Annotated in this window: 15 protein-coding genes; 8 read left to right on the top strand and 7 right to left on the bottom strand. The window is 58.6% G+C overall.

Features of this window, described 5'->3' with window-relative positions:
• The first annotated feature begins 165 nt into the window (after positions 1-165).
• The 3 genes from fes to AFK62_RS05635 are packed head-to-tail and all read left to right on the top strand — an operon-like array spanning position 166 to position 5554.
• Positions 166-1398: an enterochelin esterase gene (gene fes, locus AFK62_RS05625; protein ID WP_053531765.1), complete on the top strand. Its 1233-nt coding sequence runs from the start codon at positions 166-168 to the stop codon at positions 1396-1398.
• Positions 1399-1413: 15 nt separating this feature from the next.
• The gene (locus tag AFK62_RS05630) at positions 1414-1635 is read left to right on the top strand and encodes an MbtH family protein (protein WP_007682226.1); all 222 of its coding nucleotides are present in this window, start codon (positions 1414-1416) and stop codon (positions 1633-1635) included.
• A gap of 10 nt (positions 1636-1645) precedes the next feature.
• Positions 1646-5554 (top strand): enterobactin synthase subunit F, encoded by a 3909-nt coding sequence (locus tag AFK62_RS05635; RefSeq protein WP_032984971.1) that lies wholly within the window; start codon positions 1646-1648, stop codon positions 5552-5554.
• 61 nt (positions 5555-5615) lie between these two features.
• On the opposite strand, the gene AFK62_RS05640 is transcribed toward AFK62_RS05635, so the two are convergent.
• The 3 genes from AFK62_RS05640 to AFK62_RS05650 are packed head-to-tail and all read right to left on the bottom strand — an operon-like array spanning position 5616 to position 7455.
• Entirely contained in the window at positions 5616-6158 is a 543-nt protein-coding gene (locus tag AFK62_RS05640) for a 1,2-dihydroxy-3-keto-5-methylthiopentene dioxygenase (RefSeq protein WP_053531766.1), read from the bottom strand.
• Positions 6155-6844 (bottom strand): acireductone synthase, encoded by a 690-nt coding sequence (mtnC, locus tag AFK62_RS05645; RefSeq protein ID WP_007682222.1) that lies wholly within the window; start codon positions 6842-6844, stop codon positions 6155-6157. The genes AFK62_RS05640 and mtnC overlap by 4 nt, the downstream gene beginning before the upstream one ends.
• Entirely contained in the window at positions 6841-7455 is a 615-nt protein-coding gene (locus tag AFK62_RS05650) for a methylthioribulose 1-phosphate dehydratase (protein ID WP_007682220.1), read from the bottom strand. The genes mtnC and AFK62_RS05650 overlap by 4 nt, the downstream gene beginning before the upstream one ends.
• Positions 7456-7591: 136 nt before the next feature.
• Here AFK62_RS05650 and AFK62_RS05655 point away from each other — a divergent pair, with 136 nt between their 5' ends.
• Positions 7592-8752, top strand: coding sequence for a pyridoxal phosphate-dependent aminotransferase (locus AFK62_RS05655; protein ID WP_007682218.1), 1161 nt, complete (start codon positions 7592-7594; stop codon positions 8750-8752).
• Here AFK62_RS05655 and citR read toward each other — a convergent pair.
• The gene (gene citR / locus AFK62_RS05660) at positions 8747-9709 is read right to left on the bottom strand and encodes a DNA-binding transcriptional repressor CitR (RefSeq protein ID WP_032984978.1); all 963 of its coding nucleotides are present in this window, start codon (positions 9707-9709) and stop codon (positions 8747-8749) included. The two genes, AFK62_RS05655 and citR, sit on opposite strands and share 6 nt — an antisense overlap.
• Positions 9710-10284: 575 nt before the next feature.
• Between citR and ahpC the strand changes: the two genes are divergently transcribed.
• Positions 10285-10848, top strand: coding sequence for an alkyl hydroperoxide reductase subunit C (ahpC, locus tag AFK62_RS05665; RefSeq protein ID WP_007682206.1), 564 nt, complete (start codon positions 10285-10287; stop codon positions 10846-10848).
• 256 nt (positions 10849-11104) lie between these two features.
• Entirely contained in the window at positions 11105-12670 is a 1566-nt protein-coding gene (gene ahpF / locus AFK62_RS05670; protein ID WP_007682202.1) for an alkyl hydroperoxide reductase subunit F, read from the top strand.
• 107 nt (positions 12671-12777) lie between these two features.
• On the opposite strand, the gene uspG is transcribed toward ahpF, so the two are convergent.
• Positions 12778-13206: a universal stress protein UspG gene (gene uspG, locus AFK62_RS05675; RefSeq protein WP_007682200.1), complete on the bottom strand. Its 429-nt coding sequence runs from the start codon at positions 13204-13206 to the stop codon at positions 12778-12780.
• Between the two features lie 242 nt (positions 13207-13448).
• Between uspG and AFK62_RS05680 the strand changes: the two genes are divergently transcribed.
• Positions 13449-14681, top strand: coding sequence for a zinc-dependent alcohol dehydrogenase (locus AFK62_RS05680; protein WP_007682198.1), 1233 nt, complete (start codon positions 13449-13451; stop codon positions 14679-14681).
• Positions 14682-14743: 62 nt separating this feature from the next.
• On the opposite strand, the gene rnk is transcribed toward AFK62_RS05680, so the two are convergent.
• On the bottom strand, positions 14744-15154 hold the full coding sequence (gene rnk / locus AFK62_RS05685) for a nucleoside diphosphate kinase regulator (protein WP_007682196.1): 411 nt from the start codon (positions 15152-15154) through the stop codon (positions 14744-14746).
• A gap of 151 nt (positions 15155-15305) precedes the next feature.
• Positions 15306-16682 (bottom strand): GntP family permease, encoded by a 1377-nt coding sequence (locus tag AFK62_RS05690; protein WP_007682194.1) that lies wholly within the window; start codon positions 16680-16682, stop codon positions 15306-15308.
• A gap of 399 nt (positions 16683-17081) precedes the next feature.
• On the opposite strand from AFK62_RS05690, the gene AFK62_RS05695 reads away from it, so the two are divergent.
• Positions 17082-18347, top strand: a complete 1266-nt coding sequence (locus tag AFK62_RS05695) for an ABC transporter substrate-binding protein (RefSeq protein WP_053531767.1) — start codon at positions 17082-17084, stop codon at positions 18345-18347.
• Positions 18348-18399 lie beyond the last annotated feature (52 nt).

The raw sequence follows: 18399 nt of genomic DNA on the forward strand, positions 1-18399 counted from the left end.
CATGCGCAGGTGCCTGGTCGGGTTAATGTTTTTACGAAAGACGCGCTTCCCACAGCGCGCCAATACGCTATTGCAAATGCAAATAATTATCAATAATATTATCGACAAATTATCGCGAGTTCCTTAAATTCATGATATTTATCAAATTTAACAAGGGGTTGAACGGTGGCGGTGCACGCAGAGGGAAGTGAAGCCTGGTGGCAGGCGAAGCAGGCGCAGGGCGTACCGGAAATTGCCGAAGAAACGCCAGGACAATGTCGCGTGACTTTCTGGTGGCGCGACCCGGCGGGCGATGAGACGACGTCCGACGTACAGCGGGTCTGGATTTACGTCACCGGCATTACCGATCACCACAAGCCCTCCGCCCCCCAAACGCTCACGCGCCTGCCGGGCACCGATGCCTGGTACTGGCGAGTGACGCTCACTAACCGCTGGCGCGGCAGCTACTGTTTTATCCCCTCAACGCGTTGCGATGATTTCGCCCCGGCGGCGTTCGCCGAGGCGCCCGCGCGGGAGGCGCTGCGCGAAGGCTGGCGCAAATTGCTCCCGCACGCCATCCCTGACCCACTCAACCCGCATCACTGGCGTGGCGGGCGCGGTCATCCGGTCAGCGCGCTGCATCTGCCCGGCGCGCCTGCACAGCCTGGCTGGGATGAAACCGACATCACGTATACCCCCGCGCAGGTCTTCACCTGGCACAGCGCGCGGCTTGGCAACCAGCGCCGCGTCTGGCTCTTTACCACCGGCGGCGATGACGCGCCCGAGGATCGCCCGCTGGCTATCCTGCTGGACGGGCAGTTCTGGGCGCACAGCCAGCCCGTCTGGCCCGCCCTGCAGGCGCTGACACGCCGCGGCGTTCTGCCGCCTGCGGTTTATCTGCTGGTGGATGTCATCGATACCACGCATCGCAGCCAGGAGCTGCCCTGCAACGCCGCGTTCTGGGAGGCGCTGTGGGACGAACTGCTGCCGCTGGCGCGCACAAAAGCCGTCTGGCGTGCAGCGCCGGAGACGACGGTAGTGGCCGGGCAGAGTTTCGGTGGGCTTTCCGCGCTTTATGCAGGCCTGCACTGGCCGACGCGTTTTGGCTGCGTACTGAGCCAGTCCGGCTCATTCTGGTGGCCGAAGCGCGAGGCGAACGGCGAGGGCGGCTGGCTGGTAGAAGCACTGGCCGCAGGCCGCCTCGACCCGCGGCCGCTGCGTATTTTTCTTGAAGCGGGCATTCATGAGCCGCTTATTTTGCAGGCCAATCAGCGCCTGGTTTCTTTATTGCAACAGACACAGCAGCCGCTTTTCTGGCGTCAGGTTGACGGCGGACACGATGCGCTTTGCTGGCGCGGCGGGCTCACCGAAGGGCTGGCCGCGCTGTGGGGCACGCCTCACGCCCCGGCGCGTTCTTAAAGACAGGAGTGACGTATGGAATTCAGCAACCCCTTCGATAACCCGCAGGGCCGCTTCTGGCTGCTCGAAAATGACCAGCAGCAGGTAAGTCTCTGGCCGGAACCCTGCGCGCTGCCGCCGGGCTGGCGCGTGGTGGCGCAGCCGCAAAGCCCGCAAATGTGCGAGGCGTGGCTCAAAGAACACTGGAATACCCTCAAGCCCACCCATTTCGCCCGCTCCACCGACAAGCGAGGTTAACGTGACGGAGATGACCCTGAGCCCTGTACAACACACCGCCGTCTCGCTGCCGCTGGTCGCAGCGCAGCCTGGTATCTGGATGGCCGAAAAACTCTCCGATCAGGTTAACGCCTGGAGCGTGGCGCACTATGTTGAGCTGAATGGCCCGCTGGACGCGCCGCTGCTGGCGCGCGCTATCGTTGCGGGCATGATGGAGGCGGATACGCTACGTATGCGCTTTGAGGAGCGTGACGGGATTGTCACCCAGCGTCTGGATCCCTCTCTGACGTTTGAAGCGCCCACCGTGACTGATTTGCGCCACGAAGCGGAACCAGTTTCTGCGGCGCTGGCGCTGATGCGCGCTGATCTCGAGCAGGATTTACGCGTGGCGAGCGGCAAACCGCTGGCGCATCACCAGCTCTTGCGCCTTGGGGATACCCGCTGGTTCTGGTATCAGCGTTATCATCACCTGGTGGTTGATGGCTTCAGTTTTACTGCTATTACCCGCCGGATCGCCGATATTTATCGCAGTCTGCATCGGGGCGAGCAGCCGGAGCCTTCACCGTTTGTCGCTTTCAGCGAGGTGGTGGACGAATATGCGCGCTACCAGGCGTCTGATGCCTGCGCGCGTGATGCCGCCTTCTGGGCACAACAGGTGCAAGAACTGCCGCCGCCAGCCACGCTTTCGGATACGCCGCTTAACGGGCAATCCTCGACGACCGCGCTTATCCGCCGTTCGCTGCGCTTTAATGAGGTGCATTTCGACGCGCTGATGGCGAGCGCAGGCGGGCTTGCCGCCCCGGATGTGGCGCTTGCGCTGGTGGCCCTGTGGCTCGGTCGTCTTAGCGGACGCAATGAGTACAGCGCGGGCTTTATCTTTATGCGCCGCATCGGATCGGCCGCGCTCACCGCCACCGGCCCGGTGCTTAATGTGCTGCCATGTCCGGTGCGGATCGCGCCGTCACAGACGCTGGCGCAGTTCGCCGCAGGCTTTGCCAGGACGCTGAAAACGCTGCGCCGTCATCAGCGCTACGACGCCGAACAGGTGCTGCGTGATGCCGGAAAAGTCGCCCAACAGACCCCGCTTTTTGGGCCGGTGCTGAACCTGAAAATGTTTGACTACCGTCTTGATTTGGATGGGGTTGAAGGCATCACGCACCAGCTGGCTTCCGGCCCGGTGAAAGACCTCGAAATCGCGCTCTATCTTGATGAACTGGGGGGCGTGACGCTGGAACTGCTCGCCAATCAGCAGCGCTATGACGAATCACAACTCGAACGTCAGCTTGCCCGTTTGCCGCGTCTGCTGGCGCAGTTTGCAGCGGACCCGGCCTTGCCCTGCGCGCAGGCCGAACTGCTGGATGAGAATGACTATGCGCTGATTGAACGCGTCAATCAGACCGCCATGCCACTGCCGCGGGATACCCTCAGCAGCCTGCTGGAGAAACAGGCGCAGGCGACGCCGCACGCGGCGGCGCTGGCAGATGAACGCTATCAGTTTACCTATGGTGAAATGCGTGAGCAGGTGCTCACCCTCGCCGCAGAGCTGGTACAGCGCGGCGTGAAACCGGGCGATGTGGTGGCGGTCGCACTGCCGCGTTCGGTCTTTTTGTCGCTGGCGTTGCAGGCTATCGTCGAGGCGGGGGCCGCCTGGCTGCCGCTTGACACCGGTTACCCGGACGACCGTCTGCACATGATGCTGGAGGACGCACGCCCCGCGCTGCTCATCACCGCCGCGCAGGAGCAGGGGCGTTTTGCGGCTCTGAACGACCTGCCGATTTTTTGCTATGAAACGCCGCTGCCGGTAAGCGCGCCGCAACCACTCGCGCGCTCGTGCCCGTCGCATACGGCGTATGTCATTTTTACCTCCGGCTCGACCGGGCGTCCGAAGGGCGTGATGGTCGGCCAGACGGCCATCGTCAACCGCCTGCTGTGGATGCAAAGCCACTATCCGCTGGGCGCAGAGGATGTGGTCTTGCAGAAAACGCCCTGCAGTTTTGACGTCTCGGTGTGGGAGTTTTTCTGGCCGCTTATCGTCGGCGCGCGGCTGGTGATGGCTCCGCCGGAGGCGCACCGCGACCCGCAGGCGCTCCAGGCGCTGTTCGCCCGCTGGCGTGTCACGACGACCCACTTTGTGCCCTCAATGCTGGCGGCGTTTGTCGGTGCGCTCACCACACCACAGGCCATCGATGCCTGCGCGTCGCTGCGTCGGGTCTTTTGCAGCGGCGAAGCGCTCCCTGCGGACCTGTGCCGCGAGTGGGAGCGGCTTACCGGCGCGCCGCTGCATAACCTGTACGGCCCGACAGAGGCGGCAGTGGATGTAAGCTGGTATCCGGCCTTCGGCGAGACGCTCGCGAAGGTGACTGGCCCAAGCGTGCCCATCGGTTTTCCGGTCTGGAATACCGGCCTGCGCATTCTGGACAGCGCGATGCGGCCGGTACCGCCTGGCATGGCGGGCGATCTCTATCTCACCGGCATTCAGCTGGCGCAGGGATATCTGGGCCGCCCGGATCTGACCGCCAGCCGTTTTATCGCCGATCCGTTCGCGCCAGGCGCGCGGATGTATCGTACCGGTGACGTGGCGCGCTGGCTGGCGGATGGCGCGGTGGAATACCTCGGGCGCAGCGACGATCAGTTAAAAATTCGCGGTCAGCGTATTGAGCCTGGTGAGATTGACCGCGTCATGCAAACTCTGCCGGACGTAGCGCAGGCGGTGACGCATGCCTGTGTGCTGAATGAGAACGCGCAGGCGGACGGTGACGCGCGCCAGCTCGTCGGGTATCTGGTGTCCACCTCCGGCGAGGCGCTCGATATGACGGCGTTACGTGCGCGCCTGAGTGAGCAACTTCCCGCGCATATGGTGCCGGTGACGCTGGTGCAACTGCCCGCGTTGCCGCTCAGTGCGAACGGCAAGCTGGATCGCAAAGCGCTGCCGCTGCCGCAGTTGACCGCGCGTGAACCGGGGCGGCCGGTGGCGCCGGGCGTGGAAGCGGTTATCGCACAGGCGTTTTCGCAGCTGCTGGGCGTGGCGGTGACGGATGCGCAGGCCGATTTTTTCGCGCTCGGCGGACATTCGTTGCTGGCGATGCGGCTGGCGGCGCGGCTTAAGCGTGAGCTAAACCGGCCGGTGACGGTCGGGCAGGTGATGATTGCGCCGACAGTGGAAAAGCTCGCCGCCCTGGTGGAAACGGCGCAAAGCGACGCGCAGGCCGAACAGGCGGGTTTTGACGCTATTCTCCCGCTGCGTGAAGGCACTGGGCCGACGCTCTTTTGTTTCCATCCTGCCTCGGGTTTCGCCTGGCAGTTTAGCGTGTTGCAGCGCTGGCTTTCGCCGCGCTGGGCAATTACAGGCATCCAGTCGCCGCGTCCGGACGGGCCGATGCAGCAGTGCGACTCGGTTGATGCTTTATGCGACCGTCATCTGGCGACGCTTCGCGAGCAACAGCCGCACGGGCCGTACTGGCTGTTTGGTTATTCGCTGGGCGGCACTATCGCGCATGGCGTTGCCGCGCGCTTAAGGGCGGCAGGCGAAGAGGTCGCGTTCCTCGGCCTGCTCGACACCTGGCCGCCGGAAACCCAGAACTGGCAGGCGAAAGGTGAGCAGGAACTTGATCCACTTGTGCTGGCGGAGATTGACCGCGAACGCGCGGCGTTTGTGAGTGCACAGCAGGGGCAGGGCTCAACGCGGCTGTTTGAAACCATCGAGGGGAATTACGCAGATGCGGTGCGGCTGCTCTCGACCGCGCGCAGCACGTGTTTCGACGGCGAGGCGACGCTGTTTGTCGCCGAGCGTACCGTCACGCCGGGGCTTAATCCGCATGACGCCTGGGCGCCCTGGACGCGATCGCTTAGCGTGCATTCTGTTGATTGCGCGCACGTGGACATCATCTCTCCCTCCGCGTTCGAGGTGATTGGCCCGGTATTGCGTGACAGGCTGGGGTAAATTTTGCGGTAAACGGCGGGTGTTTTTAACGGGCAGGGCGGGTAGACCGCCCTGCTTACCATTACGCGAGGCGCGGATACCCCTCGGCGATCGGACTGCCGGTAAAATTTGCAATCCAGCCTTCCGGGTTATCAAAAATACGGATCGCCGTGAAATGCGGCTGTGAACCCATATCAAACCAGTGCGGCGTACCGGCGGGCACAGAGATCAAATCATTCTTCTCGCACAACACCTGATACACCTTATCGTTGATATGCAGGCAAAACAGCCCGGCGCCTTCTACAAAAAAACGGACTTCATCTTCGCCGTGAGTGTGTTCGTTAAGAAACTTGCCGCGCATCGCCTCTTTTTGCGGATGATCGGCACGCATGCTGATGACATCCCAGCTCTGGTAGCCGTTTTCGGCCACCAGACGCGCAATGGCGTGCTGATAGGCGGTCAGTACGGCCTCAGGCGTCGGGTTATCACCCAGTTCGCGGTCGGCCTGCCAGCGTTCGAAACGCACGCCCTGCGCGTTAAGTTTCTCGCGAATGGCGTCGGCATCAGTGCTCTGCCACAGCGGTTTCTGTGTGTCGTTATCGGCAAAAATAGTCAGTGCGCTCATGTGGGGATCTGCTCCGGGTGAATGTCATCGAAACTGGTCGCCTGGCGATGGGTGCTCTGCGTGTCCGGTTCGCCGCGAATAAGCTGAACGGTTTTCCAGCCCGATTCACGTGCGGCGTCCAGCTCCTCGCGAATATCCGAGAGGAACAGCATCTGATGCACCGGCACACCGGTTTTCATGGAGATATTGCGATAAGACGACACCTGGCGTTTCGCGCCAACGTGCGTGTCGAAAAAGCCGCTCAGCAGCCCTGAAACATCGCCTTCTGTGCTGTGGCTGAACAGCATTTTTTGCGAGGAGACGGAGCCGGAAGAGTAAATGTAGATATCGATATCCGCGTCGCTCCAGCGGCGCATCGCCGGGACGACGTCCGGGTAGAGATGACCGGTAAAGTCGCCGTTCACATAGCCTTCACGCCAGATGTGGCCCTGAATAGCCTTAAGCGTGGTGGATTTGCGATCTTCGTCCATAAATTTATAGAGCGTTTCAATCAGCTCATCGACGGAGGCCGCCGGCGCGTGGATCTCGCCGCGCAGTTCGTTAAGCAAGACATTCACCGGCTCGCGGTGCTCGCCTGCGCGCAGATAGTGCGCCAGACGCTCCCGGGCGTAGGGGAACAGGACATTATGAACGAAGCGGATATCGGTCGTGGTGCCTTCAATATCGGTAACAATGGCGCGGATCATGCTCTCTCCAGCAGGCGTCGCTGCATTTCACATTCAAACAGGAATTCGAGCCCCTCCAGATGACGACGCGCCGTAGCGACATCTTTCCCCCAGCAGGTCAGCCCATGGCCACGCAACAAAAACCCGTAGCGCAGCGGAAACTGGCGATGGAAGCGCGCAATGCGCTCCGCCAGAGCACCAATATCCTGATCGTTATCGAAAATGGCAACAGGCACGTTATCAAGATGGGTGGTTTGTCCTTCCAGCGATTTCTGCATCTCGTATCCGGTAAGGTGCAGGGTGTCGCTTTTCTCCACGCGCGAGAGCACCGTCGCGTTCACGGTATGCACATGCAGCACGCAGTGGGCATCAGGAAACAGGCGGTAGATGAGGGTATGCAGGCCCGTTTCGGCGGAGGGTTTACGCCCCGACGGCGCCTCGCTGGTGGCTATCTCTACCTGCAAAAAATCCTCCGGCGTCAGGCTGCCTTTATCCTTGCCTGATTCGCTCAGCCAGCACCAGCGCACATCTTCACGCAGCGACATATTGCCGCCCGTCGCGGGGGCCCAGCCCTTTGCGCCGATCCAGTGGCAGGCTGCCACGAGGCTATCCAGTTGGCTCTCTTTACTCATCATATCCCCGCAGGCATATCGTTAGCGTTTAGACGTCTAAGCGTCTTGATTGCCAGAGAGTAGCATCGTGTTATAGTGTCGGCAACACAAAGACAACATCAAGACAACACGACACCGAGCGAAAGGATCAGCCGCCATGAGCCACTCCCCTTTAACGCCAGAAAGCAAACTGCCCGCGCTGGGCACGACCATTTTCACCCGCATGAGCGCGCTGGCGCAGCAGCATCAGGCGATTAACCTGTCGCAAGGCTTTCCGGATTTCGACGGTCCCGCGTATCTTCAGGCGCGGCTCGCCCATCACGTTGCCGCAGGCGCGAACCAGTACGCGCCGATGACAGGCGTTCAGACGCTGCGCGAGGCGATTGCCGATAAAACCGGTGCCCTTTACGGCTATCAGCCGGACGCCAGCGATGAGGTGACGATTACGGCGGGCGCTACCGAGGCGCTCTACGCCGCCATTACCGCGCTGGTGCGTCCTGGCGATGAAGTTATCTGTTTTGATCCGAGTTATGACAGCTACGCGCCCGCGGTGGCGCTCTCCGGCGGTGTGCTAAAACGCATCGCGCTCACGCCGCCCGCGTTTCGCGTCGACTGGCAGGCATTCGCAGACGTCGTCAGTGACCGGACCCGTCTGGTTATCCTTAACACGCCCCATAACCCGTCCGCGACGGTCTGGCGCAAGGCGGATTTCGAGGCGCTCTGGCGCGCGATTGCGGAGCGTGAAATCTATGTGCTGAGCGATGAAGTGTACGAGCATATCTGCTTTGCTGAAGAAGGGCATGCGAGCGTACTCGCGCATCCGGCACTGCGCGAGCGGGCGATTGCGGTTTCCTCTTTCGGGAAGACTTATCACATGACGGGCTGGAAAGTGGGGTATTGCGTGGCGCCCGCCGCACTCAGCGCCGAGCTTCGCAAAGTGCACCAGTATCTGACGTTTTCCGTCAACACCCCGGCGCAGCTTGCGCTGGCGGATATGCTGCGCGCCGAACCGTCGCACTACCTTGAACTGCCGGATTTTTATCGGGCGCGGCGCGATACCTTTATTAAGGCGCTGGCCGGTAGCCGCTTTACGTTGCTGCCCTGCGAAGGCACGTATTTTCTGCTCGCGGATTACAGCGCCATTTCATCACTGGATGATGTCAGCTTCTGCGAGTGGCTCACCACCGAGGCAGGCGTCGCCGCCATTCCGCTGTCGGTATTCTGTGATGCGCCCTTCCCGCATAAGCTTATTCGCCTGTGTTTCGCCAAGCAGGAGGCGACGCTGCTTGCCGCCGCAGAACGTCTCGCGCGGTTATAACGTCGGCTGATCGGGCGACGCCGCCTGCTGTTGCAGCGCGGCGGGCACATCGTGCAGAAAATGCTGCTCGATTTGCGAGACGAAGCTTATGAACGACGCGTTGGTTAACGATGAGCGGTTATAGATAAGGTAATAATCTATCTGCGGCAGGGCGATATCCAGCGCCACGGAGCGCAGCCGGAAGACCGAACGGTAGCGGCGCAGCGTTGAGGCAGGCAGGATGCCGACAAAATCGGTTTTGCCGATAACCGACATAATGGAGGCGGGGGAATTACTGGTAAACGCGACCTGTCGCTCGCCGAGGAGTTCGGCCGATTTCACATGGAAATGTTTCTGGCCTTCTTCCGTCCCGTTAAAGAGGGTGAATTTTTCCTTTAAGAGCGCCGCCTCATCCACATGCGCGCCCAGGCGCGGGTGATTTTCACCGCACACCAGCACCGTATCCTCGCTAAAGCAGTGCTTGCAGATAACCGAATGGCTGACGACAGGCGTCATGCCGATAATCAAATCCGCTTTGCGATAGGCCAGCAGATCTTCGGCGGTTTCGCTCGCCAGGGTGGTGTCGTAATGCTCCAGCTCAAAATCGTAATGCTCGCGAAAGGCGCTGACTAACTCTGGCAAATGATCCGCCGCAAGCGACGGCGGGCAGTAGAGCACGAAGTTTTTACGCAGCGGCGCGCCCTGCATCAGGTTGATGGTCTGCTCAAGCTGATTCAGGTTGTCCTCAAGATAATGGTGCAAATTGGTGCCGACGGTGGTGGGCGTGATGCCTTTGCCTGAACGCACAAAGAGAGGATCATTAAGCTGGTTGCGCAGGCGCTGCAACGACTGACTGATGGCTGAGGGTGTCAGAAACAGCGCTTCCGCCGCTTTGCTGACGCTGCGATGCAGATAAATGCATTCAAAGATAACCAGAAGATTGAGGTCGAATTTTTTCAGATCCTGCAAATTTGCCATGGCAGCCTCGCAATGAGACGAAGGGGTTTTATGCTTTTTCTGTTCCTGATAAAGCATAGATAAGGAATCGGTTTTTGTACGCCAGAAGCGAGGCGTAATCTGAAAAACCGAAGCGTCTTCACAAAAGCGTGCGCGCTGTCGCGGCGGGCTTTACGCAGGCGGAATGCGGCGCTGAAACAAGACAACATACACGGTGCAAAATGCACAGGGTGCGTGTGCAAAAAACGGCACACCTTGTTAAGTGATTCCTATCACAGCCATAGACAGGAATAATCTTCGGGCGCGTTGCCCTTTAGACAGGGGAGTGGTCTAATCGCAGGAATGCTTGCGTTGTAAAATAGCGGCGCAGCACTTTGCCAGCTCGCTGGCTCTGACGTTACCTGCGGGTATCTCAGCGACTCAGGCCGCCCGTTCAGGTGGCTTTTTTATTTTTTTCGCTCCGGCGAGGAAAGTTCATAAGGCTGTCCCGAACATGTTGTTAGCTATTGCTTATTGATTTGATAACGCAAACGCATTGGCTCGGGTTGTTAAAATTCGATACCTTACGTCCCATCGAAAACACGGAGGAAGTATAGATGTCCTTGATTAATACCAAAATCAAACCTTTCAAAAACATGGCGTTCAAAAACGGTGAGTTCATCGAAGTTACCGAGAAAAACACGGAAGGCCGCTGGAGCGTATTCTTCTTCTATCCGGCAGACTTTACTTTCGTATGCCCGACCGAACTGGGCGACGTGGCTGACCATCACGAAGAGCTGCAGAAACTGGGCGTAGACGTTTACTCCGTTTCTACCGACACCCACTTCACCCACAAAGCGTGGCACAGCAGCTCCGAGACTATCGCGAAAATCAAATACGCGATGATCGGCGACCCGACTGGCGCCCTGACCCGTAACTTCGAAATCATGCGTGAAGACGAAGGTCTGGCTGACCGCGGTACTTTCATCGTTGACCCGCAGGGCGTTATCCAGGCGATCGAAATTACTGCTGAAGGCATCGGCCGTGACGCGTCTGACCTGCTGCGTAAAATCAAAGCGGCTCAGTACGTAGCTTCTCACCCAGGCGAAGTATGCCCGGCTAAATGGAAAGAAGGCGAAGCGACTCTGGCTCCGTCTCTGGACCTGGTTGGCAAAATCTAATTTTTTCTGTCGTCTTTCACGCCACAGGTGCGTTGGCTGCGCTTAATCACCCCGGTCACTTACTTCAGTAAGCTCCCGGGGATTCTTAAGCTTGCCGCCTTCCCGTAACGCGAAATACTCGGAAAAAACGCTATCACGGGTGCAGTTCTGCACCCGTTTTTTTGAAAACGCTTTTACGCGCTCTCATTTAAGTTGCAACGCGGCGCGGCCTGTACGAGGCGGCTTAAATGAGGAAGCGTAAGCTCAGGAGAAAATGATGCTCGACACAAATATGAAAACCCAGCTCAAGGCTTATCTTGAGCGTCTGACAAAGCCTGTTGAGTTAGTAGCCACGCTGGATGACAGCGCAAAATCAGTAGAAATCAAAGCGCTGCTGACCGAAATCGCTGAGCTGTCTGATAAAGTCTCTTTCAGAGAAGACAACAGCCTGGCGGCACGTAAACCTTCATTTTTGATTACGAACCCGGGTTCCACCCAGGGGCCAAGCTTTGCTGGCTCCCCGCTGGGTCACGAGTTTACCTCGCTGGTGCTGGCACTGCTGTGGACCGGCGGTCATCCGTCGAAAGAAGCGCAATCTTTGCTTGAGCAGATCCGCGATCTCGACGGCGATTTCGAATTCGAAACGTACTACTCGCTCTCTTGCCATAACTGCCCGGACGTGGTGCAGGCACTGAACCTGATGGCGGTACTGAACCCGCGCATCAAGCACACTGCAATTGACGGTGCGGTATTCCAGAATGAAATTACCGAGCGCAACGTCATGGGCGTGCCGGCGGTCTTTATGAATGGCGTTGAGTTCGGCTCCGGCCGTATGACGCTTGCGGAAATCGTGGCGAAAGTCGACACCGGTGCTGAAAAACGCGCCGCAGAAGAGCTGAACCAGCGTGACGCGTATGACGTACTGATCGTCGGCTCCGGCCCGGCGGGTGCGGCGGCGGCAGTGTACTCTGCCCGTAAAGGCATCCGTACCGGTCTGATGGGTGAGCGTTTCGGCGGTCAGGTGCTGGACACCGTAGACATCGAAAACTACATCTCTGTGCCGAAAACCGAAGGTCAGAAACTGGCGGGCGCTCTGAAAGCGCACGTGGATGACTACGACGTTGATGTTATCGACACCCAGAGCGCGACGAAGCTGATTCCGGCGGCGAGCGAAGGCGGCCTGCATCAGATTGAAACGGCCTCTGGCGCGGTGCTGAAAGCGCGCAGCGTTATCGTGGCGACCGGCGCAAAATGGCGCAACATGGGCGTGCCTGGCGAAGATCAGTATCGCACGAAAGGCGTGACCTACTGCCCGCACTGCGACGGCCCGCTGTTTAAAGGCAAGCGTGTGGCGGTCATCGGCGGCGGTAACTCCGGCGTGGAAGCGGCTATCGACCTTGCAGGGATCGTTGAGCATGTGACGCTGCTGGAATTCGCACCGGAAATGAAAGCAGACCAGGTTCTGCAGGACAAACTGCGCAGCCTGAAAAACGTCGACATCATCCTGAACGCGATGACCACCGAAGTGAAAGGCGATGGCACGAAGCTGACCGGGCTTGATTACCAGGACCGTGAGACCGGCTCTGTGAAGCACCTGGAAGTGGCGGGGATCTTCGTACAGATTGGTCTGCTGCCGAACACCACCTGGCTTGATGGCGCAATTGAGCGTAACCGCATGGGCGAAATCATCATCGATGCCAAGTGCGAAACCAGCGTGAAAGGCGTGTTCGCGGCGGGTGACTGCACCACCGTGCCGTACAAACAGATTATCATCGCCACCGGCGAAGGCGCGAAAGCGTCGCTGAGTGCCTTTGATTACCTGATTCGCACCAAAACCGCATAAGAAGAAAGTAAGACACCTGCGTAAAAGCCGCCCTTCGGGGCGGCTTTTTTATTGCCTTAATGGCATCCCTCAACCCCTCTGCGGTGGGCACCCGACAGAGAGCAAACTTAGCGGATCACAAATACCGGGACATGCGCATGGCGAATCACGCTTGAGGCGTTTGAGCCCAGGAGGTGTGTGGTTATAGACGGATCGCGTGAACCAATCACGACCACATCCGCGTTTAAGGTTTTTGCCATCGCATTCACTTCATCGCGCACGCTGCCAAAGCGGATATGGCTGCGCAGCCGTTCTTCTGGCACGGTAAAATGGCTCTTTAGCGTTTGCAGACGCTGATTCGCCTCAGCCTCCAGATGCTCTTCAAAACGCCGGATATCGGCGGCGAAACGGTGCAGGCTCAGGTTGGCGGAGCCGGGCAAAACATGCAGCAAATGAATAATGCCGTCCTGCTGCGCCAGAAACTCCGCGTGGCGAATCGCTTTGTCGCTCAGTTCCATTTCAAACACATCTACAGGCATCAGAATGGTGTTGTACATCGTCACTCCTCCTTTAGCGGTTATCGACACGGCAATATAACCACAAGGTATGAGTGCCTACTGGTATCTGCCCGACAAATTTGTCTTTTTTTACGCAGCATAGTTAGCCAGGAAAACTCTCAAAGCCGCCCGGCTTAGGGCTTATCGCGCGGCTGATGGCCCATCCGGTCTACCCTTGGTTTAGACCAGATGCACTTTCGTACTGGAACCTGTCTCTTTTTACTCTCTGCCAGGAGGTCGCAATGAAGGCGTTAACCTACCACGGTCCGCATAACGTTAAGGTTGAGAATGTCCCGGATCCGATTATCGAAGCGCAGGATGACATTATTCTGCGCGTCACGGCCACCGCGATTTGCGGCTCCGATTTACACCTGTACCGCGGCAAAATCCCGCAGGTGCATCACGGGGATATTTTTGGCCACGAGTTTATGGGTGAAGTGGTGGAAACCGGCAGCGAGGTGAAGGATATTCGCAAAGGCGACCGCGTGGTCATTCCATTCGTTATTGCCTGCGGAGAGTGTTTTTTCTGCAAACTTCAGCAATATTCCGCCTGTGAAACCACTAACAAAGGCACCGGCGCGGCGCTCAATAAAAAACAGATCCCGGCGCCCGCGGCGCTGTTTGGCTACAGCCACCTTTACGGCGGTATTCCCGGTGGGCAGGCGGAATATGTCCGCGTACCGAAAGGCAATGTTGGCCCCTTCAAAGTGCCGCCGGTACTCTCCGATGATAAAGCGCTGTTCCTCTCTGATATCCTGCCGACCGCCTGGCAGGCGGTGAAAAACGGCCAGGTACAGAAAGGCTCGCAGGTAGCGATTTACGGCGCAGGCCCGGTAGGGCTTCTGAGTGCCGCCTGTGCCCGGCTGATGGGCGCAGAGCAGATTTTCATGGTCGACCATAACGACTACCGCCTGGCGTTCGCCAAAGAACGTTACGGCGTTATTCCGATTAACTTTGATGAAAACGACGATCCGGCGGCGTTTATTATCGAAAACACGCCGGGCAACCGCGGCGTGGATGCCGTTATCGATGCGGTGGGCTTTGAGGCTAAAGGCAGCCTGACGGAGACCGTACTGTCGAATCTGAAAATTGAGGGCAGCAGCGGCAAGGCTTTACGTCAGTGCATCGCAGCGGTGCGTCGCGGCGGCGTGGTAAGCGTGCCTGGCGTCTATGCGGGCTTTATCCACGGCTTCCTCTTTGGCGATGCGTTTGATAAGGGCATCAGCTTTAAAATGGGCCAGACGCACGTGCATGCCTTCCTGCCGGAACTGCTGCCGCTGATCGAGCAGGGGCTGCTGACGCCAGAAGAGATTGTGACGCACTACCTGCCGCTTGAAGATGCCGCACGCGGCTACAAGATCTTCGAGAAGCGTGAAGAGGAGTGCCGCAAGGTGATTCTGGTGCCGGGCGCCGCCACGCCGGAGGCCGCACGCGACAAAGTGACGGCGCTGATGAACGCGCCGTTGCAGCCGTAATCGCAGCGCATAAACAGAAAGAGGATGCCAGGGCATCCTCTTTTTTTTACCAGCGTGCGGCTTTAGCTGCGGTAGTCGCCAGCCGCTTCCGGCTGGTAGAGCAGTTCTAACACCTCAAGGTGGGTTTCACTGCCATCCGGCAGTGGCCAGCGGATAGCGTCACCCACGCGCAGGCCGAGCAACGCAGCGCCTACCGGCGCCATAACCGACAGCGCCTCCTGGTTGCTGCCTGCGAGTTGCGGGTAGACCAACTGGCGTTCATAGGTTTCACCGTTTGCCAGATCGCGGAATTTTACCCGGCTGTTCATCGTCACCACATCCTGCGGCATCGCCTGCGGACTGACCATCTGCGCGCGATCCAGTTCATCGTTCAGCGCATCCGCCACTGGCAGGCGCGCAAACGCAGGCTGTTCCAGCAGACTATCGAGACGTTCGGCATCGAGTTCGTTGATGATAAGGGCAGGTCGGGACATTTCTCACTCCATGTCGTTGAATCAGGCGGCATTTTGCCGCTAACAAGCGTCCAAAGAAAAACCCTCACCGTCAAAACGATGAGGGTCCGCGTCAGGGGATGATACTCAGCCTTGCTCGCCGTTTGAAGTGACCTGAGTCACGAAACGGGGCTTAAAGCAGGATGCTGCCTACCGCAGCCAGCAGGAAGGCGATGGTACCCAGCAGCGTTTCCATCACGGTCCAGGTTTTTAGCGTGGTTTTCTCATCCATCTCCAGGAAGCGACCCACCAGCCAGAAACCGGAGTCGTTGACGTGCGAGAGTACCGTGGCGCCGCCTGCGATCGCGATAACGATAAAGCACAGGTCAAACTGGCTTAACCCCGGCGTTGCCTGCACCATTGGGGCGACCAGCGCCGCGGTAGTGGTCAGCGCGACCGTCGCCGAACCCTGCGCCACACGCAGCGCCGTCGAGATAACAAACGCCGCCAGAATGACCGGCATACCGGTGTCGGAAAGCACGCCCGCCAGCGCATCGCCGATGCCGCTTGCGCGCAGCACGCCGCCGAACATGCCGCCCGCGCCGGTCACCAGGATAATCCCGCAGATAGGCCCGAGCGCGCCGTCGCAGATTTTTTCGAGATGTTTACGGCTGTGATCGCGGCTGAACACCATCAGCGCGAAGAACACCGTAATGAGCAGCGCCACCGGGGTTTTACCGAGCATGCGAAGGAAATTCACGACGCTGTTGTCAGCGCTGACCCAGCCCAGCACTTTGGCGGTGTTAAGCCCGGTATCCAGGAAAATCAGCACCAGCGGCAGCAGCAGAATAGTTAAGACCATGCCGAAGGACGGCGGGCGATGGCCCGGATCGACTTCCACTTCGCCAAGGAAAGAAGAAGGGAGTTTGATATCAAATTTTTTACCGGCGTACTGGCCATACAGGTAGCCGCCGAAATACCAGGTCGGGATCACGATAATCAGCCCGACTATCACCAGCAGGCCGATATTTGCGCCCAGCAGTTCGCTCGCCGCGACCGGGCCTGGATGCGGTGGCACCAGCGCATGCATGGCCGCAAACGCGCCCGCCGCCGGGAAGGCATATTTCAGCGTCGAGCCGCCAAAACGTTTCGCTACGCTGAAAATAATAGGCAGCATGACCACCAGACCCGCGTCGAAGAATATCGGGAAACCGAACAGCAGCGAGGCGACACCCAGCGCGAATGGCGCGCGGTGTTCGCCAAATTTATTAATCAGCGTGTCAGCAAGTACTTTTGCGCCGCCTGACACTTCCAGCAGGCGACCTATCATCGCGCCAATCCCCACCAGCAGCGCGACGCCTGCAAGCGTACTGCCGAAACCGGTCAGAAGCGTAGGCACAACTTTATCGAACGGCACTTTGGTCAATAGCGCCACAACAATACTGACCAGGGTAAGAGCAAGAAAAGCATGCACTTTAAAGCGCATGATAAGTACCAGCAGCAGTACTACGGCCACGGCGGCAATGCCCAGCAGCGTACCGGCGCCATAAGCAAAAGTCGTTTCAGTCATCGTTATTGTCCTCAACATGGGTACAGTGAAACCGTAGCCTGGTCGGCGGTTTTCTCACTGATACCGGTAACATGATACTGGTAACATGCGGAGGCTTGTAAACAGGGGCTGTCATATTTATTAACATTTTGAGATCACCGTCAAACTCCCGCCCTCACTGCGCCCGCGTCTTTAAGGGGGCATGTCAAGCCTGACGCGTCTGTCAAATTTTCCGGTGCGTTTTTTTCACTACATCGCCAGATTTGTTGGCTATATCCAGCTTTTCTGTCGTGAACAGGCCGCGAAGTTGCCGCAATGCAATATCGTTAACTAGCTTAGGATCGTGATGATTTGCCGTACATCGCGCTGTATACGGCGGCGCAACGCCTCCGATCCCTGTTCAGTGCACAAGAGGAAATCATGAAAAAGCTCACTTTCACTGTTCTGACCGCGGCGCTGGCGGGTACAAGCCAATTCGCTTTTGCCGATACCCTGCGCATGGAATGTCCCGTCTCCCCTGGTGGTAAACAATATTGCCAGTACATCAAAGAACGCTTTGAGAAGCAGACCGGCAACCAGCTCGAATTTATTGAGTTTCCGGCAGCCTCGGATGAAAAGCTGGCGCTGCTGCAACAGCTGTTCGCGGCCAAAGATGAAAAAGCGGTGGACGTATTTCAGTCCGACACCATCTGGATAGGGCTGCTTGATAAACAAACGCTCGATCTCACCGACGCCATGGGCGGCATGGAAAAAGAGTTTTTCCCTGGCCCGTGGAAAAACAACACCGTGAACGGACGCCTGAAAGCGGTGCCGTCGTATATCGACACCGGCGTGCTGTTCTATCGCAAAGATCTGCTGGAGAAATATCACGAGCAGCCGCCCAAAACCTGGGAAGAGATGACGCGCATCGCGACCAAAATTCAGGCTGAAGAACGCAAGGCGGGGCACAACAACTTCTGGGGGTATATCTTCCAGGGCAAATCGTATGAAGGGCTGACCTGTAATGCGCTGGAGTGGATTGATTCCTACGGGGGCGGCACGTTTGTCGATGATAAAGGGGACGTGACGGTGAATAACCCGAAAGCGGCGCAGGCGCTGGATATGGCGCGCGGCTGGATGGGCAAGATCACGCCGAAGGGCGTGCTTGGCTACAAAGAGGAAGAGTCGCGCACGGTGTTCCAGAACGGCGATGCGCTTTTTATGCGCAACTGGCCTTACGTCTGGCAATTGTCGCAGGCCGATGATAGCCCGCTCAAAGGCAAAGTCGGCGTAATGCAACTGCCCGCAGGGCCGGACGGGCGTCAGGCCACGACGCTTGGTGGCTGGCAGTGGTCGATTAACGCCAATACCCGAAATCCTGAAGCGGCCATCGCGCTGCTGAAAATCTTAAGTGATGACGATTCGCAGACGACACGCCTGAAAATCCTGGGCCACGCGCCGACCCGCGTCGGGTTGTATGAGAACAAAGAGGTGCTGGCGATTGCGCCCGAGCTGACGCAGTTCCGCGATATTTTCGCCCAGGCGGTGCCACGCCCGGCAACCGTGACAAAAGCGCAGTATCCGCGGGTGTCGAACGCGATTTTCAACGTGACGTTTAGCGTGCTGAACGGCAAAGAAGACGGTAAGAAAGCCACTGCGGATCTGCAAAAGCGGTTGACGCGCGCGAAGGGAACCGGCTGGCGGTAAGGTTTTGTGCTGTTGCCCCTCACTCTGGCCCTCTCCCCACAGGGGAGAGGGG

Origin of the sequence: Cronobacter condimenti 1330 (assembly GCF_001277255.1) — a bacterium.
Taxonomy (GTDB): domain Bacteria; phylum Pseudomonadota; class Gammaproteobacteria; order Enterobacterales; family Enterobacteriaceae; genus Cronobacter; species Cronobacter condimenti.